The 21893-nt window shown below is 69.3% G+C and carries 19 protein-coding genes; 12 read left to right on the forward strand and 7 right to left on the reverse strand.

Going from position 1 to position 21893, the window contains the following annotated elements:
* The first annotated feature begins 20 nt into the window (after positions 1-20).
* Together PQI23_RS04970 and PQI23_RS04975 are read left to right on the forward strand one after the other, a co-directional pair.
* Complete coding sequence (locus PQI23_RS04970) at positions 21-1448, forward strand: class II fumarate hydratase (protein ID WP_339972131.1); 1428 nt, start codon at positions 21-23, stop codon at positions 1446-1448.
* 127 nt (positions 1449-1575) lie between these two features.
* Positions 1576-2334 (forward strand): SGNH/GDSL hydrolase family protein, encoded by a 759-nt coding sequence (locus PQI23_RS04975; RefSeq protein ID WP_339972133.1) that lies wholly within the window; start codon positions 1576-1578, stop codon positions 2332-2334.
* 54 nt (positions 2335-2388) lie between these two features.
* On the opposite strand, the gene PQI23_RS04980 is transcribed toward PQI23_RS04975, so the two are convergent.
* A complete protein-coding gene (locus PQI23_RS04980) occupies positions 2389-3696 on the reverse strand; it encodes a PhoH family protein (RefSeq protein WP_339972338.1) in 1308 nt (435 codons plus the stop codon).
* Positions 3697-4149: 453 nt separating this feature from the next.
* On the opposite strand from PQI23_RS04980, the gene mtnA reads away from it, so the two are divergent.
* The 6 genes from mtnA to PQI23_RS05010 all read left to right on the forward strand — a co-directional run bounded on the left by mtnA (position 4150) and on the right by PQI23_RS05010 (position 10748).
* Entirely contained in the window at positions 4150-5226 is a 1077-nt protein-coding gene (mtnA, locus tag PQI23_RS04985) for an S-methyl-5-thioribose-1-phosphate isomerase (protein WP_445238402.1), read from the forward strand.
* A gap of 25 nt (positions 5227-5251) precedes the next feature.
* Positions 5252-6304, forward strand: a complete 1053-nt coding sequence (locus tag PQI23_RS04990) for a BMP family ABC transporter substrate-binding protein (RefSeq protein WP_339972137.1) — start codon at positions 5252-5254, stop codon at positions 6302-6304.
* A 124-nt stretch (positions 6305-6428) separates the two neighbouring features.
* A complete protein-coding gene (locus tag PQI23_RS04995) occupies positions 6429-8036 on the forward strand; it encodes an ABC transporter ATP-binding protein (protein WP_339972139.1) in 1608 nt (535 codons plus the stop codon).
* Positions 8033-9307 carry an ABC transporter permease gene (locus tag PQI23_RS05000; RefSeq protein WP_339972141.1) on the forward strand — a complete coding sequence of 425 codons (1275 nt, stop codon included), beginning with the start codon at positions 8033-8035 and terminating at the stop codon, positions 9305-9307. Before PQI23_RS04995 ends, PQI23_RS05000 begins: the two co-directional genes overlap by 4 nt.
* Positions 9304-10218: an ABC transporter permease gene (locus PQI23_RS05005; RefSeq protein ID WP_339972143.1), complete on the forward strand. Its 915-nt coding sequence runs from the start codon at positions 9304-9306 to the stop codon at positions 10216-10218. Before PQI23_RS05000 ends, PQI23_RS05005 begins: the two co-directional genes overlap by 4 nt.
* Positions 10215-10748, forward strand: coding sequence for a cupin domain-containing protein (locus tag PQI23_RS05010; RefSeq protein ID WP_339972145.1), 534 nt, complete (start codon positions 10215-10217; stop codon positions 10746-10748). Before PQI23_RS05005 ends, PQI23_RS05010 begins: the two co-directional genes overlap by 4 nt.
* On the opposite strand, the gene PQI23_RS05015 is transcribed toward PQI23_RS05010, so the two are convergent.
* The 3 genes from PQI23_RS05015 to PQI23_RS05025 form a co-directional block, all read right to left on the reverse strand.
* Positions 10702-11808 carry a CPBP family intramembrane glutamic endopeptidase gene (locus tag PQI23_RS05015; RefSeq protein WP_339972147.1) on the reverse strand — a complete coding sequence of 369 codons (1107 nt, stop codon included), beginning with the start codon at positions 11806-11808 and terminating at the stop codon, positions 10702-10704. The genes PQI23_RS05010 and PQI23_RS05015 overlap by 47 nt on opposite strands.
* A gap of 71 nt (positions 11809-11879) precedes the next feature.
* The gene (locus tag PQI23_RS05020) at positions 11880-13043 is read right to left on the reverse strand and encodes an acyl-CoA dehydrogenase family protein (protein WP_339972148.1); all 1164 of its coding nucleotides are present in this window, start codon (positions 13041-13043) and stop codon (positions 11880-11882) included.
* 45 nt (positions 13044-13088) lie between these two features.
* Positions 13089-14312 carry a CaiB/BaiF CoA transferase family protein gene (locus PQI23_RS05025; RefSeq protein ID WP_339972150.1) on the reverse strand — a complete coding sequence of 408 codons (1224 nt, stop codon included), beginning with the start codon at positions 14310-14312 and terminating at the stop codon, positions 13089-13091.
* Between the two features lie 154 nt (positions 14313-14466).
* Here PQI23_RS05025 and PQI23_RS05030 point away from each other — a divergent pair, with 154 nt between their 5' ends.
* On the forward strand, positions 14467-16032 hold the full coding sequence (locus PQI23_RS05030; RefSeq protein WP_339972152.1) for a PucR family transcriptional regulator: 1566 nt from the start codon (positions 14467-14469) through the stop codon (positions 16030-16032).
* An 11-nt stretch (positions 16033-16043) separates the two neighbouring features.
* Here PQI23_RS05030 and PQI23_RS05035 read toward each other — a convergent pair whose 3' ends face one another.
* The 3 genes from PQI23_RS05035 to PQI23_RS05045 all read right to left on the reverse strand — a co-directional run bounded on the left by PQI23_RS05035 (position 16044) and on the right by PQI23_RS05045 (position 19844).
* Positions 16044-16688, reverse strand: coding sequence for a hypothetical protein (locus PQI23_RS05035; RefSeq protein ID WP_339972154.1), 645 nt, complete (start codon positions 16686-16688; stop codon positions 16044-16046).
* A 4-nt stretch (positions 16689-16692) separates the two neighbouring features.
* On the reverse strand, positions 16693-17232 hold the full coding sequence (locus tag PQI23_RS05040) for an amino-acid N-acetyltransferase (RefSeq protein WP_339972156.1): 540 nt from the start codon (positions 17230-17232) through the stop codon (positions 16693-16695).
* 86 nt (positions 17233-17318) lie between these two features.
* Positions 17319-19844: an ATP-dependent Clp protease ATP-binding subunit gene (locus PQI23_RS05045; protein WP_339972158.1), complete on the reverse strand. Its 2526-nt coding sequence runs from the start codon at positions 19842-19844 to the stop codon at positions 17319-17321.
* 180 nt (positions 19845-20024) lie between these two features.
* Between PQI23_RS05045 and PQI23_RS05050 the strand changes: the two genes are divergently transcribed.
* The 3 genes from PQI23_RS05050 to PQI23_RS05060 all read left to right on the forward strand — a co-directional run bounded on the left by PQI23_RS05050 (position 20025) and on the right by PQI23_RS05060 (position 21868).
* Positions 20025-20690: a hypothetical protein gene (locus PQI23_RS05050; RefSeq protein ID WP_339972159.1), complete on the forward strand. Its 666-nt coding sequence runs from the start codon at positions 20025-20027 to the stop codon at positions 20688-20690.
* Positions 20687-20917: a helix-turn-helix domain-containing protein gene (locus tag PQI23_RS05055; RefSeq protein ID WP_339972161.1), complete on the forward strand. Its 231-nt coding sequence runs from the start codon at positions 20687-20689 to the stop codon at positions 20915-20917. Before PQI23_RS05050 ends, PQI23_RS05055 begins: the two co-directional genes overlap by 4 nt.
* Positions 20918-21013: 96 nt before the next feature.
* Positions 21014-21868: a MurR/RpiR family transcriptional regulator gene (locus tag PQI23_RS05060; protein ID WP_339972163.1), complete on the forward strand. Its 855-nt coding sequence runs from the start codon at positions 21014-21016 to the stop codon at positions 21866-21868.
* Positions 21869-21893 lie beyond the last annotated feature (25 nt).

Consider the following 21893-nt stretch of genomic DNA (forward strand, 5'->3'; position numbering starts at 1 on the left):
CCACGAAACGAAGGATGATTGTGACCGAAGATCGCAGCGCCACGGGCGCCGAGACCGAGTACCGCATCGAGCACGACACCATGGGCGAGGTGCGGGTTCCGAAGCACGCGCTGTACGCCGCCCAGACCCAGCGCGCCGTCGAGAACTTCCCCATCTCGGGCAAGGGCCTCGAACCCGCGCAGATTGTCGCGCTCGCGCGCATCAAGCGCGCAGCGGCCATCGCGAACGGCGACCTCGGCATCCTCGACGCGTCGGTCGCGCAGGCCATCGTGGCGGCGGCCGACGAGATCATCGCGGGCGACCACCACGACATGTTCCCCGTCGACACGTATCAGACCGGGTCGGGCACCTCCTCGAACATGAACATGAACGAGGTGCTCGCGACGCTCGCCACGCGCCACCTCGGGGCGCCCGTGCACCCGAACGACCACGTCAACGCGTCCCAGTCGTCGAACGACGTGTTCCCGACCTCGGTGCACATCGCGGTCACCGGCGCCCTCATCGAGCAGCTGAAGCCCGCGCTCGCGCACCTGGCCGAGGCGTTCGAGGCCAAGGCCGAGCTCTGGAAGACCGCGGTCAAATCTGGCCGCACGCACCTCATGGACGCCACCCCGGTCACGCTCGGCCAGGAGTTCGGCGGATTCGCCGCGCAGATCCGCTATGGCATCGAGCGCGTCGACGCCGCGCTCCCCCGCGTCGCCGAGGTGCCCCAGGGCGGCACCGCCGTCGGCACCGGCATCAACACGCCGCTCGGGTTCCCCGAGAAGGTCATCGCCGAGATCGCGCAGTCGAGCGGCCTGCCCATCACCGAGGCGCGCAACCACTTCGAGGCGCAGGCCAATCGCGACGGGCTCGTCGAGGCGTCCGGTGCGCTCCGCACCATCGCCGTATCGCTGACGAAGATCAACAACGACATCCGCTGGATGGGGTCGGGCCCGAACACCGGTCTCGCCGAGCTCCACATCCCCGATCTCCAGCCCGGCTCGTCGATCATGCCCGGCAAGGTCAACCCCGTCATTCCCGAAGCCGTGCTCATGGTGTGCGCCCGGGTCATCGGCAACGATGCGACGATCGCCTGGGCCGGCGCATCGGGCGCGTTCGAGCTCAACGTGCAGATCCCCGTCATGGGCACCGCCCTGCTCGAGTCGATCCGCCTCCTCTCGAACGCGTCGCGCGTGCTCGCCGACAAGACCGTCTCCGGCCTGGAGGCGAACCTCGAGCGCGCGGCCGCCCTCGCGGGCATGAGCCCCTCCACCGTGACGCCGCTGAACCGTCTCATCGGCTACGAGGCCGCCGCGAAGATCGCGAAGCACTCGGTGAAGAGGGGCATCACCGTGCGCGAAGCCGTCGTCGACCTCGGGTACGTGGAGCGCGGAGAGGTGACCGAGGCCGACCTCGACCAGGCGCTCGATCTGCTCTCGATGACTCACCCGGGCGTCGCCAACTAGGTCGTTCATACGAACTCCGTCGGGCCCGGGATCGCAGTGCTTCGGTCCCGGGCCCGACGTCGTCGGCAGCGACAGCCGCGACATGCCCGGTGCAAAGATCTTCCGAGCCCCTCGCTACGCTGATTCCATGATGCCTGCAGGAGTACCCCGCGACGGCGTGCGCGCGCTCGCGCTCTCGGCCGCGGCCTCGGTCGCACGGACGTTCGGCTGGCACGACGTGCACGAGCGCGTGAACCGGCCGCTCATGGAGCTCGCGGAGATGCAGCCCGTGACCGCCGCGTGGTGGCGGGAGCGCCGCACGCAGCCGGGCACCTTCGGGTACCTCGCGCTCGGAGACTCGACCGCTCAGGGCATCGGCGCCTCCGTGCCCGGCCGCAGCTACGTCGGGCAGCTGCTCGACCGCATCGAGAGGCGCACCGGGCAGCATGTGAAGGTCGTCAACCTCGCCGTGTCGGGGGCGACGACGACGCTGTGCGTGCGCGATCAGCTGCCGAAAGCCGAGAAGGTGCTCGCCCGCGGGCCCGAACTCGTGACGATCGACATCGGCGCGAACGACATCGCCGACTGGAACGCCGTGCGCTTCCACCGCAACATGACCCAGATCCTGGGAGCGCTGCCTCGACACACCATCGTCGGCGAGCTCCCGTGCTTCCATCTGCCCTGGAATGAGCGAAAGGTACGCGAGGCGAATCGCATGATCCACGCCATCGCCGCCGACCGCGGCATGCGCGTCGTGCCGCTGCACGCCGCGACGCGGGAGCGCGGCGTGCGGGGCGTGCTCACGGAGTTCGCGGCAGACGCCTTCCACCCGAACGATCGCGGGTACGAGGTCTGGGCAGACGCATTCTGGCCGCTCGTGGAGCAGCGGATCACCGACGTCGCATAGCGCGGGCCGGCCGACCGGGTGGCTGCACCCGGTCGGCCGGCTCGCCCGCGCGCTCTACGGGGTGTCGAGCAGATCGGTGACGAGCGCCGCGATCTCGCTCCGCTCCGACCGGGTCAGCGTGACGTGGCCGAAGAGCCGGTGCCCCTTCAGCTTCTCGATGACCGCCGCGATGCCGTCGTACCGGCCGACGCGGAGGTTGTCGCGCTGCGCGACGTCGTGGGTGAGCACGACGCGGGAGTTCTGGCCGATGCGGCTGAGCATTGTCAGCAGCACGCCCCGCTCGAGCGACTGCGCCTCGTCGACGATGACGAACGCGTCGTGCAGCGAGCGCCCGCGGATGTGGGTGAGCGGCAGGACCTCCACGAGATCCCGCGCCACGACCTCGTCAAGCACGTTCTGCGACACGATCGATCCGAGGGTGTCGAAGACGGCCTGCGCCCAGGGGTTCATCTTCTCCTGGTGGTCGCCCGGCAGGTAGCCGAGATCCTGACCGCCGACGGCGTACAGCGGCCGGAACACCATCACCTTGCGGTGCTGACGCCGCTCGAGCACGGCTTCGAGCCCCGCCGCGAGCGCGAGCGCCGACTTGCCGGTGCCTGCGCTGCCCCCGAGCGACACGATTCCCATCTGCGGGTCCAGCAGCAGATCGATCGCGAGGCGCTGCTCGGCACTCCGACCCGTCACTCCGAAGACCTCGCGGTCGCCGCGCACCACGTGCAACGAGCGATCCCCGTCGATGCGGCCGAGGGCCGACCCCCGTGTCGAGGTGAGCACGAGGCCCGTGCCGAACGGCAGGCCCGCTGCTCCTTCGACGTCGTCGAGGCGCTCGTCCTCCCACAGCACGCGCATCTGCTCGTCATCGAGCGGGACGGACGCGATGCCCGTGTACGCGTCGTCCTGCGCGAGTTCCGCTCGGTACTCCTCCGACCCGAGCCCCAGGGCGGCGGCCTTCAGACGCATCGGCAGATCCTTCGAGATCACCGTGACCTCGAGCCCCTCCGATGCGAGGTTCTGCGCCACCGCGAGAATCCGCGTGTCGTTGTCGCCGAGTCGCATGCCGCTCGGCAGCCCGTCGAGACTCGTGTGGTTGAGCTCGACCCGCACCGTTCCGCCCGCGTCGCCGACCGGCACCGGGATGTCGAGCCGCAGGTGCTTGCCGCGCAGCTCGTCCAGAATGCGCAGCGCGCGGCGCGCGAAGTACCCGAGTTCGGGGTCATGGCGCTTCTTCTCGAGCTCCATCACCACGACGACGGGCAGCACGACCGAGTGCTCGGCGAACCTGAAGAGCGCCGCCGGGTCGCTCAGCAGAACGGAGGTGTCGAGCACGTAGGTGCGCAGCCTCTGGTGCGTGTCGCCGGACAACTCGGGCGAACTCGGCGCGTGTCCCGTTGGCGAAGCGCTGTCCGCCGACGAGGGAGCATCCGGTTCGGTGACGACCGGAGAGGGTGTTGCGGAGTAACGGATCTCAGCCACGATGGCTCCTCTGCACCGGGGCAGGGCCCCGACTCAGCGAGTTGGCCAGTAGCTCCGAGGTGGTGACCGACCGGCCTCCTCGATCGGGCACCCTGCCCGATGCGTCACACGCTACGCCGACCCTGCGGCCCCTCGCGACAGGACACGCATATCGATCGGTGAACGATGCGTGACGGGCTCGGCAACGAACCGCGTCCCGGCGCTGAACCGGGTGCAGTTGTGGAACTCCCACATCGGGCTCGGCGGAGCGTCGGCGTCGGGTATTCTGAGAGCTGCGATATTGCAGCCCGGGGTGGGGGCATCTGCATTTTCCAGACACGCATCGAACCCCGCGGCGACACTGTGACGAAGAAGGAGCACCGCTTGCGCACGATCGACTGGGTCGACGGAGCCATCGAACTCATCGATCAGACGCTGCTCCCCCAGCGGGTCGAGGTGCGCCGCATCACCGAGCTGCCTGAGTTGATCGACGACATCCAGCGCCTGGCGGTGCGCGGCGCCCCTGCGCTCGGCGTCGCCGGGGCGTTCGGCGTCGCGCTCATCGCCGCCTCGGTGCAGGCGGAGCACGGGGACGACGAGCTCGACCGCGAGGAGGTGCGCCGTCAGGCCGCCGTACTGCGCGAAGCCCGGCCGACCGCGGTGAACCTCTCCTGGGGAGTCGACCGCGCACTGACGAAGCTCGATGACGGCGCTGCCGCCGTGCTCGACGAGGCGATCCGCATCCGCGACGAAGACATCGCGGCGTGCATCTCGATGGGATTGCGCGGCGCCGACCTCACCCGCGAGCTCGCGGCGAAGGATCGCGTGAGCGTGATGACGATCTGCAACACGGGCAGCCTGGCCACCGTCGAGCGCGGCACGGCCCTCGGCGTGATCCAGACGCTTCTCGAGCAGGGCTCGCTCGTGGAGGCCCTGCCGCTCGAGACCCGGCCCCTGCTGCAGGGCGCACGGCTCACCGCCTGGGAGCTGCAGCGCATGGAGGCGCCGTTCCGGCTGCTGATCGATTCCGCCGGCCCGTTCCTGCTCTCCCGCGGCATCGCGGACGCCGTCTTCATCGGCGCCGACCGCATCGCGGCCAACGGCGACACGGCGAACAAGGTCGGATCGTTCTCGCTCGCCCTCGCCGCCCGCCACGCCGGCGTGCCCTTCATCGTCGTAGCCCCTGAATCCACGATCGACATGCGCACCGCGAGCGGCGCCGACATCGAGATCGAGGATCGCGGCGTCGACGAGGTCGCCGGTTTCGGCGGTGCGCGCACCGCTCCCGACGGCATCGACGCCGTGAACCCCGCCTTCGATGTGACCCCGCACGACCTGATCACGGCAATCGTGACCGAGCGCCGGGTGATCCTGCTCGACCGAGGCGAGACGCTCGACAGCGTGTCGCTCGAGCCGCTCCGCTCCTCAGCTCACCTCTAACCCCTTCCGTTCGAAAGGAACACCCATGTTCTTCACCAAGCGCCGCGCTCGTGCGGCACTCGTCGCAGGCGCGGCGTCGGCCGCGCTGCTCCTCACCTCCTGCTCGGGCGGCGGCGGCGAAACCGATGAGGCGGCCACAGACGGCCCCAGCTTCATCTACATCACCAGCGACCCCATCGGCCAGAACGAGTTTCTGAAGTCGGGCAAGATCGGCATCGAGTCGGTCGCCGAGGAGTTCGAGGGCAGCTCGAAGACCTTCGAGTCGAAGGACGACGCAACGCGCCGCTCCAACCTCGAGGCAGCGATCGCCGAGGCTCCCGAGGTCGTCGTGATGCTCGGGTTCCAGTTCGGCGACGTCGCCAAGGAGCTCGCCGAGCAGAACCCTCAGCAGAACTTCGTGCTCATCGACACGTTCGTGGAGGGCGCACCCGACAACCTCTACCAGGCGACCTTCCGCGAGCAGGAGCCGTCGTACCTGCTCGGCATGGAGGCCGGGCTCCTCACCGAGGCGAACAAGGTCGGCTCGGTGATCTCGGTCGACAACGAGCTGCTGCAGAAGTACTCCGACGGCTTCGCCGAGGGCGCCAAGAGCGTGAACGCCGACGTCGACACGGTGGCCCCGCAGGTCATCGGCGGCGACAACCCGTTCGCAGACCCGGCCCGCGGCAAGGAGCAGGCGCTCGCCTTCGCCTCGAGCGGCGTCGACCAGGTGTTCGCCGTGGGCGCCGCCTCGAACGGCGGCATCATGGAGGCCGCAGCCGAGAAGGGCTTCTCCGCGTACGGCGTCGACGCGAACCAGTGCCCGATCGCACCGGGCTCCGTCGTCGACGGCACCGTGAAGTCGGTGAACCGCGTCGTCGAGACCGTGGTCGGCGAGATCATGGACGGCACGAGCTCGAAGGACGCGACGAGCTCCTTCGGCCTCAAGGAGGAGGGCATGACCATCGTCAGCCTCACCGAGGACGCCGCCGATTCGCAGTGCACCATCATGGAGCACGAGGACGTTCTCGAGCAGGTGACGCAGGCGCGCGACGACATCGTCTCGGGCAAGATCAAGGTCACCGACCCGCTCGCGTAACCCCCTTCCCGCCGGTCGAGCCGCGCGCTCCGAGACCGACACCCGTTTCGCAGTACCCTGGGTTTCGTCTCATCGCGCTCGCTCGACCGGCGGGTTTCATGCACCACCAAGAAAAGGAATGCGGATGGTCGCCGAAGTCTCGATGCGCGGGATCACCAAGCGCTTCCCGGGCGTGCTCGCCGATGATCGCGTCGACTTCGAAGTCGAAGCCGGCGAGATCCACGCACTGATGGGCGAGAACGGCGCCGGCAAGTCGATTCTGATGTCGCAGCTCGCCGGCGTGTACCAGCCCGATGAGGGCGAGATCTTCATCCGGGGCGAGCGGCGCACATTCGCCTCACCCCTCGACGCCATCGATGCCGGAATCGGCATGGTGTTCCAGTCCTTCAAGCTGTTCCCCTCGCTGACCATCGCCGAGAACGTCGTCTTCCGCAGCGAACCGAGGAAGCGCGGGCTGATCGACCGCAAGGAGGCGAACCGAACCGTCGCGGAGATCGCGGAGCGCTACGGGCTCTCGCTCGATCCCGCCGCCCGGGTCGATTCCGTGCCCGTCGGGGTGCTGCAGCGCGTCGAGATCGTGAAGGCCCTCTACCGAGAAGCGCGCGTGCTCATCCTCGACGAGCCCACCGCGGTGCTCACACCGCAGGAGACGGAGCGACTCTTCGACGTGCTGCGCGCACTGAAGGCCGACGGTCGCACGATCATCCTCATCACCCACAAGCTGGGCGAGGTCATGGCGATCTCGGACCGCGTCACGGTGCTGCGCGACGGGCGCAACGTCGCGCAGCTCGTCACCGCCGAGAGCTCACCCGACGAGATCACGCGCCATATGACCGGCCGTGACGTCGATCTCACGACGCCGCCGCCGGCTCACGCGCCCGGGGAGGTCGTACTCGACGTTCGCGGTCTCACCGTGCCCGGATCGGGCGAACGGGCCGCCGTCGCGGATGCGAGCCTCTTCGTCCGCCGCAACGAGGTCGTCGGCATCGCCGGTGTCGCCGGCAACGGCCAGGTCGAACTGGCCGAAGCGATCATCGGCATGCGGAAGGCGAGCGCAGGTGCCGTCTCCGTCGCCGGCCGGGATCTCGGCGCGTCGTCCATCGCCCAGCGCCGCGACGGCGGAATCGCCTACATTCCCGAGGATCGCCATGCCGTCGGCAGCGCAGGCGGCGCCGACGCCATCGACAATCTCGCGCTCGGCCACCATCGGAGCGCCCCGCTCCTCAAGGGCGGTCTGCTCTCGCGCTCGGCCATGCTCGACCACGCGAAGCGGCTGATCAGTCGTTTCGGCGTCAAAATCGCTGGGCCCTCGACTCGCGTCGGCACGCTCTCGGGCGGCAACCTGCAGAAGGTCGTCGTCGCTCGCGAGCTCGATTACGGCTCCCCGGTGCTCATCGCCGAGCAGCCGACCCGCGGAGTCGACATCGGCGCGATCGAATCGATTCACCGCGAGCTCTGCGAGTACCGCGACACCGGAGGCGCACTGCTCCTCATCTCGGCCGAGCTCAGCGAGATCATGTCGCTCTCCTCGCGCATCGCCGTGATGTTCGAGGGGCGCATCGTCGCCGAGGTTCCCCAGGCCGATGCGAGCGAGGCGCTGCTCGGCCTCTACATGGCGGGGCACGAGCCGGAGGAGCGGCATCGTCCGGGCGCGTTCGACGCGCTTCGCGGCAGTGCCGCACCGGAGGGCGCTCCTCGACCCGACGTCACCGAGAAGGGGGCCGCACGATGAACGCCGCACGAACAGCGGGTCGCTGGCTCTCCGGCCCCATCCCCGTCTCCGTAGTGCTCGCGCTCCTCATCGGCGCGTGCTTCATGATCATCGCTGGCGTCGACCCCGTGAGCGGGTACGTCGCGATGGTCCAGGGCTCGTTCGGCACCGGGTCGGGGCTCGCGAATACGCTTGCGCGAGCCGTTCCCATCATCGGGATCGGCATCGCCATCGCCATCGCGTTCCGCGCCGGCGTGCTGAACCTCGGCACCGAGGGCCAGGCCGGTCTCGGAGCGCTGACGGGCGGTATCGTGGCGGTCTACATGCCCGGCCCGGCGATCCTCGTCGTGCCGCTCGCCCTGATCGTCGCGATCGCGACCGGTGCGGCCTGGGGGCTCATCTCGGCGCTGCTGCAGAACCTGCTGGGAGTGCCGATCCTGCTCTCCACGCTGCTGCTGAACTACCCGGCCCGGTACTTCTCATCCTGGCTCATCCGCTTCCAGCTCAACGACCCGAGCACCGATCTCGTGGCGACCCAGCAGCTGCGACCGGAGGTGCAGTTGGGAATGCTCGTACCCAAGGACGCAGCGTTCGCAGACACGCTCCGCTCGACGTTCGGCCCGACGAGCCCGATCACTGCAGTGCTGACCGGGGTCAACTGGTCCATCGTCGTGCTCATCATCGTCATCGCCGGAGCCGTCTTCGTGAATCGGCGCACCCGGTTCGGCTTCGAATCGGGGCTGAGCGGCCAGAATGCGGAGTTCGTGCGGTACGGCGGCGTCAAGCCGGGGCCCCTCGTCACCCGCACCATGGCGCTCTCCGGCGGCCTCGCCGGGCTCTTCGGCGTCATGCTCATCATCGGGGCGCCCAGCACGCGCCTCATCGAGGGGTACTTCGTGCAGACGAATTACGCCTTCACCGCGCTGCTCGTCACGCTCCTGGCGCTCTACCGCCCGATCGGCACCGCGATCGCCGGCCTGTTCTTCGCCGCGATCATGGTCGGCAGCGATGCGATGGGGCGCGAGCTCGGGCTCTCGCCTCAGATCGCCGCCGTGATCCAGGCGCTCGTCATCGTGCTGCTCGCGTTCCGCGTGGCCCTGCCCCGGTTCCGGAGGCGGGGCGCGGGCGGCGCGGGCGGCGCCGACGCCGATGCCGAGGCCTCCACGAGCGACCCCGTGGGCGGGCCGCCGCTGAGCGAGCAGACGCTCGCCGAGCCGCACGCGCCCGTGCCCGGAGCCCCGCAGGCCGCACCGACCGCCACCGGCGCCGAAACGAAGGAATCGGATCGATGAACTTCCTCGAGCTCTTCGACCAAGACCTCATCGGGTCCGTGCTCCGGTCGCTCATCCCGATTCTGCTCGCCGCCCTCGGCGGCATGATCGCCGAGCGCGCCGGGATCTTCAACATCGGTCTGGAGGGCATGATCCTCGTCGGGGCGTTCGCCGGTGTCGCAGCGTCGTTCTTCACGCACAGCTGGCTGCTCGGAGTCATCGTCGCCATGATCGCCGGGGCGCTGTTCTCCCTCATCCTCGGCTACGGCGCGGTGTACCGGAAGGGCGACCCCATCGTGCTCGCCGTCGCGATGAACATCCTCGCCGTCGGGATGACGAGCTTCCTGCTCGTCGCGATCTTCAACGTGCAGGGCGTGTTCCAAGACCCCGGCATCGTCGGCATTCCCGTATGGCGCATTCCGATCCTCGCCGACATCCCCTGGATCGGCGAGCTCTTCGCGCTGACGCCGCTCGGGTACCTCGCACTGCTGCTCGTACCCGCGCTCTGGATCGTGCTCTTCCGCACGCCCCTGGGGCTGCGACTGCGCGGCGTCGGCGAACGCCCGCTCGCGGCCGCGACGATGGGCGTCGACCCGCAGCGCTACCAGCTCGGCGCGGTCATCGTCTCGGGCGCACTCGCGGGCCTCGGCGGCGCGCAGCTCGCCCTGGGCAACGTCGTGCAGTTCACGGAGAACATGTCGGCCGGCCGCGGCTGGATCGCCGTCGTCGCGGTCATGCTCGCGCGGGCGCACCCCGTGGGCGTGCTCGGCGCAGCACTGCTCTTCGGGTTCGCGGACGCGATCGGGTTCCGCCTTCAGTCCTTCGGCCTGCCGCAGCAGCTGACGGATGCCGGGCCGTACGTGGTCACGCTGATCGTGCTCGTCCTGCTGAGCAAGCGGTTCCGCAAGACGCGCGAAGCCGCACTCGCGTGACCGGCGCGCAGGGTTCGCGCGCGGACGGCCTCGACGGGGCGCATCTGCCGCCCGAGGCAGCCCGGTGGGTGGAGCGGCTCTCGCTCGAGCCGCTCGAGCACGAGGGCGGGCTCTTCCGCCGCATGCATCTCGACGCGCATTCGAGCGCGATCTACTATCTGCTCGCAGCCCCGGATTTCTCGGCGCTGCACGCCCTCGACTCGGTCGAGGTGTACCACTGGTACGCCGGCGATCCGCTACGCCTCCTCCTGCTGCACCCCGACGGGCGCGCCGAGGAGCGGCTGCTCGGGCCCGATGCCGACGCGGGGCAACTGCCCCAGCTCGTCGTGCCTCCGGGAGTGATGCAGGGTTCGTCGTCGCTCGGCTCCTGGAGCCTCGTCGGCACCACCATGTCGCCCCCGTTCGAGTGGAACGGGTTCGAACTCGGCGACCGTGACGCCCTCTGCGCTCGGTACCCGGAAGCGGCCGACCGCATCGTCGCGCTCACTCGACCCGCTGAGGGGGCTGAGTCGGAGCCGCGCTCGCGCTGACGCTGCGCTCCCTGCGCGGAGCGAGCTGCGGCTGGCGATCCTCACGGAATTGCCCCGTCGCCACGAGCACGGCGGTCACGACCGCGATCACGATCCACCCGGAGACTCCGAGCGGCATGGCAAGGGCGGGGTCGAGCGGCGAATCCACGGCGGCGAGCACGACGATCACGCCGGCGGAGGCGTTCAAGGCGCCGTGTCCGATCACCGCGGGCCATACCGATCCGCTGCGCAGACGCGACCAGCCGAGCAGTGCGCCCCAGGCGACGCACCCGCCCGTCATCAGCGCGACCCCTCGCCAGTCGGTGAGGCCGAAGTTGTAGCCGAGAAGAATCAGGGGCGAGTGCCACAGACCCCAGATCGCACCTGAGATGAGGATCGCCGGCCAGGTGCCCAGCGGAAGCAGCGCGGGCAGCAACCACCCGCGCCACCCGATCTCCTCACCGAACGCGAGCACACTGTTGATCAGGGCGCCGAACGGCACCATGACCAGCTGCAGCGCGACGAGCAGGCCGACCGGGGGCATCGTCGCGCGCGCAAGCTCAGCGGTGTCGCCGTCGAGGGTCGCGAGCTGCGCCTCGAGGGTCGCCTGGAAGCCCGAGAAGTGCACCAGGTCGAGCTGCACCCACCCGAACAGCACCGAGACGGCGACGGAGGCGAGCACGACGACGAGCGGAGCGAAGAGGGCCGCCACGGCGAACCACACGACGCGACGTGCGGGGCGCAACGGCCACATGCCGAGGAACCGGAGCCGCTGGCGCCGCGGAGCGCGGGTGATGAACAGCACCGCCAACGTGGCGATCGCCGGGGTGAACATCATCGCTGCCGCGAGCACGCCGAACCAGAGGGAGTAGCCCGCCGCATCGGCGCCCATGCGCCAGAGCGGCAGCGCGACGAGCCAGGCGAGCCCGAACGACAGGACGACGAACAGCGCGATCACACCCCAGGGCACTCGTGCCATTCGGTCGGGCCGCACCGAGGGATCGGTGCGGGATCGGCTCGCGGCGCCCATCGTCTCGGTCGTCTCGGTCGTCTCGGTCGTCTCCACGGATTCTGCTCGCACGCGCACCCTTTCCACTCGCCAGACACCCTAGCTCAGGGGCTGGGCCGACCGCGCGTGGTCCGGGCGCGTGCCTAGAACGCCGCGATGCCCGTCAGCTCGCGCCCGATCACCAGCTGGTGCACCTCGTCGGTGCCCTCGTACGTGCGCACCGACTCGAGGTTCGCCATGTGGCGCATCACCGGGAACTCGGAGGTGATTCCATCGCCGCCGAGGATCGCACGCGCGGTGCCGGCGATCTTGATGGCCTCGCGCACGTTGTTGAGCTTGCCGACGGAGATCTGACCGTAGCCGAGGTTGCCGGCGTCCTTGAGGCGGCCGAGGTGCAGGGCGAGCAGCAGGCCCTTCTGATACTCGACGAACATGTCGGCGAGCTTCGCCTGAATGATCTGCTTGCCCCCGATCGGCGCGCCGAAGACCTCGCGCGACTGCGAGCGCTCGACGGCGGCCTCGAGGCACGACCGAGCCGCGCCCATGACGCCCCAGGCGATGCCGTACCGGGCCTCGTTCAGGCACTTGAACGGTGACGAGAGCCCCTTCGACTTCGGCAGGATCGCGTCGGCGGGAACGCGCACATCCTCGAGCACGATCTCGGTCTGCAGCGACGCCCGCATCGACAGCTTGTTCTCGATGGCGGTTGCGGTGAAGCCGGGGGTGTCGGTCTCGACGATGAAGCCGCGCACGATGCCCTCTTCGTCCTTCGCCCAGATGACGCCGAGCTGTGCGACGGTGGCGAGGCCGATCCACCGCTTCTTACCGTTCAGCACCCACTCGTCGCCCTCGCGGCGCGCGGTGGTGAGCATGGTGTTGGGGTCGGATCCGCCCTGAGGCTCCGTGAGCCCGAAGAAGCCGATCGCCTCGCCCCGGCCCATCAGCGGCAGCCACCGCTGCTTCTGCTCCTCCGAGCCGAACTTGTAGATCGCGCCCATCGCGAGCGAGCCCTGTACGGAGAGCGCGGTGCGGAAGCCCGAGTCGACCGCTTCGAACTCCATGGCGACGAGACCGTACGCGACCGACGACGCGCCGCGCAGCCCGTACCCCTCCATATACATGCCGAACGCACCGAACTCGCCGACCTCCGGCAGCAGTTCGACGGGGAGTCGACGATCTTCGAACGCCTGGTCGATGATCGGCCGGATGCGCGACTGCGCGAACTCGCGCGCCTTGAGCTGCCACTCGCGCTCCTCTTCGGTGACGAAGTCGGCGACGTCGAACAGCTGGTCGATGGTGGTGGTCATGGTGCTCCTCGGAGAAGGTGGATGAAGGGGTGATGATCGGTCGGGTTACCGCGCGCGCCAGCGGGCGCCCTGGTGCTCGCCGACGCCCGGCGGGGGAACCTCGTATCGCGCGGGGGTCTCCGACAGTGAGATGGGAGTCGCCACCGAGCGGAGCGTGTGCTCGCTGCCGTCGCCGGCGGTCGCGGTCGTCGTCGCCACCGCATCGAGGCCGAGTGTCTCGGCGAGGTCCAGCGCCTGCGCGATCGAATTGACGCGACCGGCGGGAATGTTGGCGGCGGTGAATGCCTCGATCCATTCGGCGGCGGATCGCTCGCGCAGCGCGGACTCGAGCTCTGCGCGCAGTTCCACGCGGTGCGCCACGCGCTGCGGATTGGTGGCGAAGCGTTCGTCTGCGGCGAGCTCCCCGATGCCGAGCACATCGCACAGTCGCGCGAACTGTCCGTCCGTTCCGACAGCGAGCGCGATCGACTGATCGGCGGCTGCGAACGTCTCATAAGGCGCGATCGACGGATGCGCGTTTCCCATGCGACCCGGCGCGACTCCGGTTTCGAGGGTCGAGGAGGCCTGGTTCGCGAGCGCGGAGAGCAGCGAGCCGAGCAGGGTCACCTTGACGTGCTGCCCGCGACCGGGGGTGGCGGACTCCTCGGTGTCACGGGCTCGCAGCGCGGCTTGGATGCCGATGACGGCGTTCAGCCCCGTCAGAATGTCGACGAGAGCCACGCCGACCTTCGTCGGCTCTCCCCCGGTCTCGTCGCTCTGGCCCGTGATGCTCATGAGGCCGCCGACGGCCTGCACGAGCAGATCGTACCCGGGCAGGTCGCGTCCCTCGGTGTCGCCGAATCCGGAGATCGAGCAGAACACCACGCCGGGGTTCTCGGCTGCAACGGCGTCGTATCCGAGACCGAACTTCTCCATCGTTCCCGGCTTGAAGTTCTCGATGACCACATCCGCGGAGAGCGCGAGTTCGCGCGCCCGAGCGAGCCCTTCCTCATCTCGGAGATCGCAGACCACGGAGCGCTTCCCCCGGTTGACTCCCGCGAAGTACGTGCTCTGCCCCACTGCATTCACCGGCGGGCTCCACTGCCGGGTCCCGTCGCCCTCGGGGCTCTCGATCTTGATGACGTCGGCGCCGAGATCGGCGAGAATCATCGTGGCGTGCGGCCCGGCGAGTACGCGTGAGAAGTCTGCGACGCGGATCCCGTGGAGGGCGCCTCGCCGCTCGTCGTCCTGCCTCGCGGCGTCGTGCTGCGGCTCCCCGGTGCCCGTCATCGATGCGCTCCTCATCCTTGGTGTTCGTGCGGCTGCGTCATCCGAGATCCGTCTCGTGCGCCGTTCGCGTACCGCCAGTGTACGGCGCGCGCCCGATTCCACCGTCGTCAGGATTGCATATCAAAGCCTTACCAGTCTGTGCAAGAATCGCACCATGGTCGCCTTCTCGCAGCTCCTGGCAATTCCCCATCTGCACCTGCGCCTCGTGCAGTCGGGCGCGGGAGATCCGACGATCACCTGGGTGTCGAACACCGAGCTGCTCGACCTCGGCTCGTACCTGGAGGGCGGTGAGATCGTGCTCACCACGGGCCTCGCCCTCGCGCCCGACGACCCTCGCTGGCGCGACTTCGTCGCCGGATTGAATCGGGCGCGCGTCGCCGCGATCGGTTTCGGTGTCGGGGTCAATCACGAGCGGATCCCGCAGCCCCTCGTGCAGGCCGCGAGCGCCTATCGCGTCGCACTCTTCGAGGTTCCGCTCCCCGTGCCGTTCATCGCGGTGAGCAAGGCGGTCGCCGAGCTGCTGCGCGCGGACGATCTCGGCGCTGCACGAGGCGCGCTGCGGGCGCAGCAGCGCCTGCTTGAGGGTGCGCGCGGCGAGCAGCAGCCGGCCGAGGTGTTGGCGAGCCTGGCTCAGGCCACCGGCAAGCACCTCGCGCTGCTCGGATCCGACGGAGGCGCGCTGGCGGCGACCGCCGGGTTCGCCGCGGCAGCGGCATCAGCGGACACGGAGGTCATCGACCTCGACGCGGGGGGTCGCTTCCAGTTGGCCATCGCGGAGGGCTCTCCGCTCACGCCCGAGGGCCGCGCCATCGTCGCGGCGGGTGCGATGGTGCTCGGTCTCGCACTCGGCGAGAACCACGCCGAGAACGCGCGCGAACGCGAGCGCTGGGAACGATTGACGCTCGCGCTCCTGTCGAAGCAGACAGACGTGCACGGCATCGGGATCCTCGCCCCGGGTCTCGTGCCCCCCGAGCGCATACGCGTACTCGCACTGCAGGGCGCCGCAGAGGATGTCGCATCGTGGCGCCGGCGGCCCCGGTCCGGGCTCGATCGGCTCGTGGCGACCAACGACTCGCCGAGCCCCGCGCCCGGTGTGGCTCGCGCGTGGCAGATCGTCGGCGACAGCACCGGTGCCCTCGACGCCGCCCTCGCGTCCGCGGCATCGGCCAACCTCGACGCGGTCGTCGGCCGCCCGTCGGCGCTCGACGATGCGGTGCACAGCAGGCGATCGGCGTCGAGCCGGCTGCGAACGCTCTCCCCGACCGCGCCGCTCTACACGGCACCCCGAGTACCGGTTGTGCTCTGGGCGGATCGCGACACGCCCCTCTTGGAAGCACTGCTCGAGCTCGACGCAGCCGAAACGCCCACCGGCGATCGGCGCAGGGGCGAAGGCACCGGCATCCAGGGCGCCCGAGCGCGCGTCCACCCCTCCTCGATGTCGCGTCGGGTGCTCGGCCCGCTCTCCGACCGGTTCGACGCGCGAGACCCCGCGGCGATGAGCGAGGAGGACCGCGCGCTCCTGCGCGAGACGCTCCGCGCGCTCTTCATCGCGAACGGGCAGCGCGGCCCCGCGGCCGCCGCTCTCGGGATTCACCGCAACACGCTGCGCGACCGGGTGGCACGCATCGAGCGCTCGACCGGACGCTCCGTCACCGACCCCGATGATCGCGCCGAGCTCTGGCTGGCCCTGCGACTCGAGGAAGCCGAGTCACCGGCGTGAGCAGCACGCGTTCAGTAGAGCAGGAACTGTGCGGTTCCCGTTCCCTGCACGCCCCCGGCGGTGGTGCGGAGGTGATACGACGCGCCGCCCGCACTCACCGCATCACGGCTGATGTCGCAGGTCTCCGGGCTCGACCGGGTGCGGTCCCAGGCGATCGCCTCGGTTTCAAGGGGAGTGCCGGGCTCGAGGATCACGGCGAGGTGCTCGGCGTTCTCCTGACAGTCCGCTGACCGCCACACCTCGTCATCGCCGCTGGCGATCACGAACTGCAGGTTCGCGCTGCCGAGATCTGCGGAGCACGGCTCCTCGCCGGTGTTCTCCACGCTCAGCGAGAGCTGCGGCAGCTCCCCCGCCGCATAGTCCCCCTTGTCGGTCGCCGGGGTGACCGTCAGCTGGCCCGCGGCGCAGGCCGCGACCTCGCCCTCCTCGCCGCCGGCGCCGCCCTCCGCCTCGTCCGATGCGGGGGACGGGGACTCGACGAGATCCTCCGGCACCTCGACCTGGCCGGCGCTCGCGACGCCGCCGCTCGAGCCGGGTCGAACGATGATCAGCACGACGACCGCGATCACGGCGAGCAGCCCCAGCAGCACGAACAGCCGTCGGCGCACGTAGACCTTGCGATCCTTCGGCCCGACCGGGTCCTTCAGTGTCGACATGGCGTCAGGGTATCTCCGGAGCGCCCGAAAGGTGCTTCAGCATGCGCGTGTTGCCCAGCGTGTTCGGTTTCACTCTGGCGAGATCCAGGAACTCCGCCACGCCCTCGTCGCTCGAGCGGAGCAGCTCCGCGTACACCTCGGCGGCGATCAGCTCGGTGTCCTCGCTCATCTGCTCGAAGCCGTGCTTGCCGAAGAAGTCGGTCTCGAATGTGAGGCAGAACAGCTGCTGCAGGCCGAGAGCGCGGGCCCGCTCCTCGAGTGCGACGAGCAGCCGATGCCCCACTCCCTGCCCGAGCCACGCCTCGGCCACGCCCAGTGTGCGCACCTCGCCCAGCTGCTCCCACATCACGTGCACCGCGCCGTACCCGACAACCGCATCCTCCGCGTCGACCGCGACGAGGAACTCGGGCACCGCCGCGTAGAGATCGACAAGGTCCTTGCCGAGCAGAATGCGCCTCGCGACGAGCGGCTCCATGAGTGCGACCATCTGCGGCACGTCGCCCGTGCGCGCGCTGCGGATGCTGATCTCGGGTGCGGCGCTCATCGTTCCAGTCTAGGCCCGACCTCGGAGCCGGAACACGCAGCAGGGGCCCGCTGCTCGCGCAACGGGCCCCTGCACTGCGTGAGACGCTACTCCGTGATTCCTGGGGTCGCTGCCGTCGACGCCACCGCTGCCGCGGCGGAGGCCGACGCAGCGCTCGGGTCGCGATCGGCTCGCGGCTCGGTGGTGAAGGTGAACTCGCCGTCGACGAAGTCGACCTTCACCAGATCGCCCGCCAGCAGCTCGGCGCTCAGGATGCGCTCCGACAGGCGATCCTCGATCTCTCGCTGCATCGCCCGGCGCAGCGGACGCGCACCGAGTGTGGGGTCGTAGCCCACTTCGGCGAGGCGCTCGCGCGCCGGCGTCGAGATCTCGATGTGCATGTCGCGATCGAGCAGGCGATCCTTCAGCTGCTTGACGAACAGGTCGACGATCTGCAGCAGCTCCGGCTTGGTCAGCTGCGGGAACACGATCGTGTCGTCGACGCGGTTCAGGAACTCGGGCTTGAAGTGCTTCTTGAGCTCCTCGTTGACCTTGCCCTTCATCATGTCGTACCCGACCGACGAGTCGCCCTCGATCTGGAAGCCCACGGGGCCTCCGGCGATCGCGCTGGACCCGAGGTTCGTCGTCATGATGATGACGGTGTTCTTGAAGTCGATCACTCGGCCCTGGCCGTCGGTGAGACGACCCTCTTCGAGGATCTGCAGCAGCGAGTTGAAGATGTCGGGGTGCGCCTTCTCGATCTCGTCGAAGAGCACGACGGAGAACGGCTTGCGGCGCACCTTCTCGGTGAGCTGGCCGCCCTCCTCGAACCCGACGAACCCGGGAGGGGCGCCGAAGAGCCGCGAGACGGTGTGCTTCTCGCCGTACTCGGACATGTCGAGCGAGATCAGCGCGTCCTCGTCGTCGAACAGGAACTCGGCGAGCGCCTTCGCGAGCTCCGTCTTGCCGACGCCGGTCGGGCCCGCGAAGATGAACGAGCCGGAGGGGCGCTTCGGGTCCTTGAGGCCCGCGCGCTGTCGGCGGATCGTCTTCGCGAGTGCCGAGATGGCCTCGTTCTGGCCGATGACGCGCTGATGGAGGGCCTCCTCCATGAAGCGGAGCCGCGAGGTCTCCTCCTCGGTCAGCTTGAAGACCGGAATGCCGGTCGCCTGCGCCAGCACCTCGGCGATCAGCCCTTCGTCGACCTCTGCCTGAGTCGCGACGTTGCCCGAACGCCACTGCTTCTCGAGACGCAGCCGCTCCGCGATCAGCTTCTTCTCCTCGTCGCGCTTATTCGCGGCGGCTTCGAAGTCCTGACCCTCGATCGCCTGCTCCTTCTCGGCGCGCACGACGGCGATCTTCTCGTCGAACTCGCGCAGCTCGGGCGGGCTCGACAGGATCGACAGGCGGAGACGGGCGCCCGCCTCGTCGATCAGGTCGATGGCCTTGTCGGGCAGGAAGCGATCCTGCACGTAGCGATCGGCCAAATTCACCGCGGCGACGATGGCGCCGTCGGTGATCGACACCTTGTGGTGCGCCTCGTAGCGGTCGCGCAGGCCCTTCAAGATGTTGATCGAGTGCGGCAGCGAGGGCTCGGCGACCTGGATCGACTGGAACCGGCGCTCGAGCGCCGCGTCCTTCTCGAAGTGCTTGCGGTACTCGTCGAGCGTGGTGGCGCCGATGGTCTGCAGCTCGCCGCGCGCAAGCATCGGCTTCAGGATGTTGGCGGCGTCGATCGCGCCCTCCGCGGCACCCGCACCCACGAGCGTGTGAATCTCGTCGATGAAGATGATGATGTCGCCGCGGTTTCGGATCTCCTTGGTGACCTTCTTCAGGCGCTCCTCGAAGTCGCCGCGGTACCGGCTGCCGGCGATCATGGAGCCGAGGTCGAGCACGTAGACCTGCTTGTCCTTCAGCGTCTCGGGCACCTCGCCCTTGATGATCGCCTGCGCGAGGCCCTCGACGACGGCGGTCTTGCCGACGCCGGGCTCGCCGATCAGCACGGGGTTGTTCTTCGAGCGGCGCGAGAGAATCTGCATGACCCGCTCGACCTCCTTCTCGCGCCCGATGACGGGGTCGAGCTTGCCCTCGCGCGCAGCCTGGGTGAGGTTGCGGCCGAACTGGTCGAGCACCTGCGAGCCCTTGGACTCGCCGCCCGACTCCGGAGCACCCACGGTCGCGCTCTCCTTGCCGGCCTGGTAGCCGGAGAGCAGCTGGATCACCGTCTGGCGCACGCGGTTGAGATCTGCGCCGAGCTTCACGAGCACCTGCGCGGCGACGCCCTCGCCCTCGCGGATGAGCCCGAGCAGGATGTGCTCGGTGCCGATGTAGTTGTGGCCGAGCTGCAGCGCCTCGCGCAAGCTCAGCTCGAGCACCTTCTTGGCACGCGGCGTGAACGGGATGTGCCCCGCCGGCGGCTGCTGCCCGGTGCCGATGATGTCGGTCACCTGAGCGCGCACCGCGTCGAGCGAGATCTCGAGCTGCTCGAGCGCCTTCGCCGCAACGCCCTCACCCTCGTGGATCAGGCCCAGCAGAATGTGCTCGGTGCCGATGTAATTGTGGTTGAGCATCTTCGCCTCTTCCTGGGCGAGCACCACAACCCGGCGAGCACGATCAGTGAATCTCTCGAACATCTCCTACCTCCTTGCGACGCCTGTTGCACGGGAGAGGCGCCGCCGATGCAAACAGGCTACGTGGTGATGCCGGATCGCGGGGCCGTGTTCGCCGCAGGCGTGACGGGCGGTTGACAGTTCCCCTGGAGCCCGCGTAACTTATCGATCACCGATAATAACGATGATCGATAAGGAGTCGAGATGTCCACACACCAGCGGCAGCCCTGGGCACCGCGGGAACCGAGCCCGCGCCGCATCCGCATCGATGCGACCGCCGTACTCACCCTGAGCGTCGTCGCGGCCATCGCCGTCATCAGCCTCGCCATCTCGGAGTTCGCTCGGCGCTTCGTTCCGGGCGGCATCGTCTGGACGCTTCCGATCCAGGCGCAGGAGATCACCGCGGAGGGACTGACCGACTACGGCGCCGACGGGGCCATACCCGCCGAAGCGGTCAGCGGAGTCGCGAACCGGATCGACGTCATCGTCTCCGGCGTGAATCCGATCTCGACCGGGAGTCTGGCCCTCGCCATCACGGTCGCCGCAATCGCCGCGCTCATCGTCATCGCATCCACAGCACGCGTGACCTGGAGCGTTCTCCGCGGGGCATTCTTCACACGCACCACCAGCCGCTCCCTCACCACAGCGCTCTGGAGTGGGTCAGGTGGGGCATTCGCAGCATTCGCCCTCTGGCACTTCGCTGCAAACGGCGTCGCTGCCGTTCTGGATGTGCGGGCCGCCGATACCGGGAGCCCGACATGGTGGGGCTGGTACGGGCTCGTCCTCTTCGCCTTCACCGCGTTCGGGCTCGTCGACATCGCTCTTCGGCGCGCCGTGCGCCTCCAGCGCGAGACCGAGGGACTCGTATGACGCCGGTCGACCAGGAGGAGGGCCACGCGATCCACTGCCGCCTCGACGAGCTGCTCGCCGCCCGCGGCCTCACACTCACGCAGCTCAGCGAGATGGTGGGAGTGAGCCTGGTGAATCTCTCGGTGCTCAAGAACGACCGCGCCCGCGCGATCCGGTTCTCGACCCTCACTGCGATCTGCCGCGCGCTCGGCTGCGAGGTCGGCGAACTGCTCGTCATCGCGAGGTGATGCTTGGCCGGGAGCGGGCGCCCGGCACGAGAAGCGGACTCGCGCAGTCCATCGCACCGACACCTCGCGTTCACCGGGGGCGCCTACCGTGAACGCATGCCGTCGACCCCGCCTTCGCCCTCAGCGCCCGCGTCGGCGCTCGCGCTGATCCGCGCCTTCGCCGCGAGCCTCGGGCAGAGCGAAGGCGCCGTCGCCCGGGTGATTCTCGAGCGGCCCGCCGAGGTGCCGCAGTGGTCGACGCAGGAACTGGCCCAGGCGGCGGGGACCTCGACCGCCACCGTGATCCGCGCCTGCCAGCGCCTCGGCTTCCGCGGCTTCCAGCATCTGCGTCTCGAGTTGGCTCGGGAGGTGCCGGCGCCGAACGCCGAGGCGCAGACTCCGGGAGACCCCGTGGACGAGGTGTTCGAGAGCGCGCGCGCTGCGCTGCTCGTCGGGCGCAGCTCGATCGACCGCGCCGCTCTCGCCGACGCAGCGGCCCTGATCGCGGGCGCATCCCGCGTCGTCTGCGCCGCGAACGGCTTCTCGGCACCGCCGCTCCAAGACGCCGCGATGCGCCTGGCGACGATCGGCCGGCCCGTGGAGGCCCCCCTCGACATCCTCGCGCAGCAGTTCGCCGCGCACAGCCTGACGGAAGCGGACGTCTGCTTCGCACTGAGCCATTCGGGGGCGAACGCGCACACACTCGCGACGGTGCGGGCCGCTCGCAAACGAGGCGCCCGCGTGGTCTCGCTGTGCAGTTACGATCGAGCCCCGCTCGCGGAGCTCTCGCACATCTCGCTCTCGACCGGGGCCGTGGGCGCCCCGCACACGGTCGATCCGTTCTTCAGCCGCCTCGGGCACTCCGTGCTGCTGCAGGCGCTCATCACCGAAGTCGCGGGTCTCCGATCGAGCACCGACGCCGACGACATGCGCGAAGTGGTCGCCGACGCGCTCGCGGATTCCCCACCGTAACCGCCGCTGATCAGGAGGTTTTCTT

Origin of the sequence: Leucobacter sp. USCH14 (genome assembly GCF_037619215.1) — a bacterium.
Lineage (GTDB): Bacteria > Actinomycetota > Actinomycetes > Actinomycetales > Microbacteriaceae > Leucobacter.

What these genes read in the sequence shown, in the direction of transcription:
- PQI23_RS04975 (WP_339972133.1), top strand. Translation starts at nt 1,576, where the DNA reads ATGATGCCTGCAGGAGTACCCCGCGACGGCGTGCGCGCGCTCGCGCTC.
- PQI23_RS04990 (WP_339972137.1), top strand. Translation starts at nt 5,252, where the DNA reads ATGTTCTTCACCAAGCGCCGCGCTCGTGCGGCACTCGTCGCAGGCGCG.
- PQI23_RS04995 (WP_339972139.1), top strand. Translation starts at nt 6,429, where the DNA reads ATGGTCGCCGAAGTCTCGATGCGCGGGATCACCAAGCGCTTCCCGGGC.
- PQI23_RS05000 (WP_339972141.1), top strand. Translation starts at nt 8,033, where the DNA reads ATGAACGCCGCACGAACAGCGGGTCGCTGGCTCTCCGGCCCCATCCCC.
- PQI23_RS05005 (WP_339972143.1), top strand. Translation starts at nt 9,304, where the DNA reads ATGAACTTCCTCGAGCTCTTCGACCAAGACCTCATCGGGTCCGTGCTC.
- PQI23_RS05020 (WP_339972148.1), bottom strand. Translation starts at nt 13,043, where the DNA reads ATGACCACCACCATCGACCAGCTGTTCGACGTCGCCGACTTCGTCACC.
- PQI23_RS05025 (WP_339972150.1), bottom strand. Translation starts at nt 14,312, where the DNA reads ATGACGGGCACCGGGGAGCCGCAGCACGACGCCGCGAGGCAGGACGAC.
- PQI23_RS05030 (WP_339972152.1), top strand. Translation starts at nt 14,467, where the DNA reads ATGGTCGCCTTCTCGCAGCTCCTGGCAATTCCCCATCTGCACCTGCGC.
- PQI23_RS05035 (WP_339972154.1), bottom strand. Translation starts at nt 16,688, where the DNA reads ATGTCGACACTGAAGGACCCGGTCGGGCCGAAGGATCGCAAGGTCTAC.
- PQI23_RS05040 (WP_339972156.1), bottom strand. Translation starts at nt 17,232, where the DNA reads ATGAGCGCCGCACCCGAGATCAGCATCCGCAGCGCGCGCACGGGCGAC.
- PQI23_RS05045 (WP_339972158.1), bottom strand. Translation starts at nt 19,844, where the DNA reads ATGTTCGAGAGATTCACTGATCGTGCTCGCCGGGTTGTGGTGCTCGCC.
- PQI23_RS05050 (WP_339972159.1), top strand. Translation starts at nt 20,025, where the DNA reads ATGTCCACACACCAGCGGCAGCCCTGGGCACCGCGGGAACCGAGCCCG.
- PQI23_RS05055 (WP_339972161.1), top strand. Translation starts at nt 20,687, where the DNA reads ATGACGCCGGTCGACCAGGAGGAGGGCCACGCGATCCACTGCCGCCTC.
- PQI23_RS05060 (WP_339972163.1), top strand. Translation starts at nt 21,014, where the DNA reads ATGCCGTCGACCCCGCCTTCGCCCTCAGCGCCCGCGTCGGCGCTCGCG.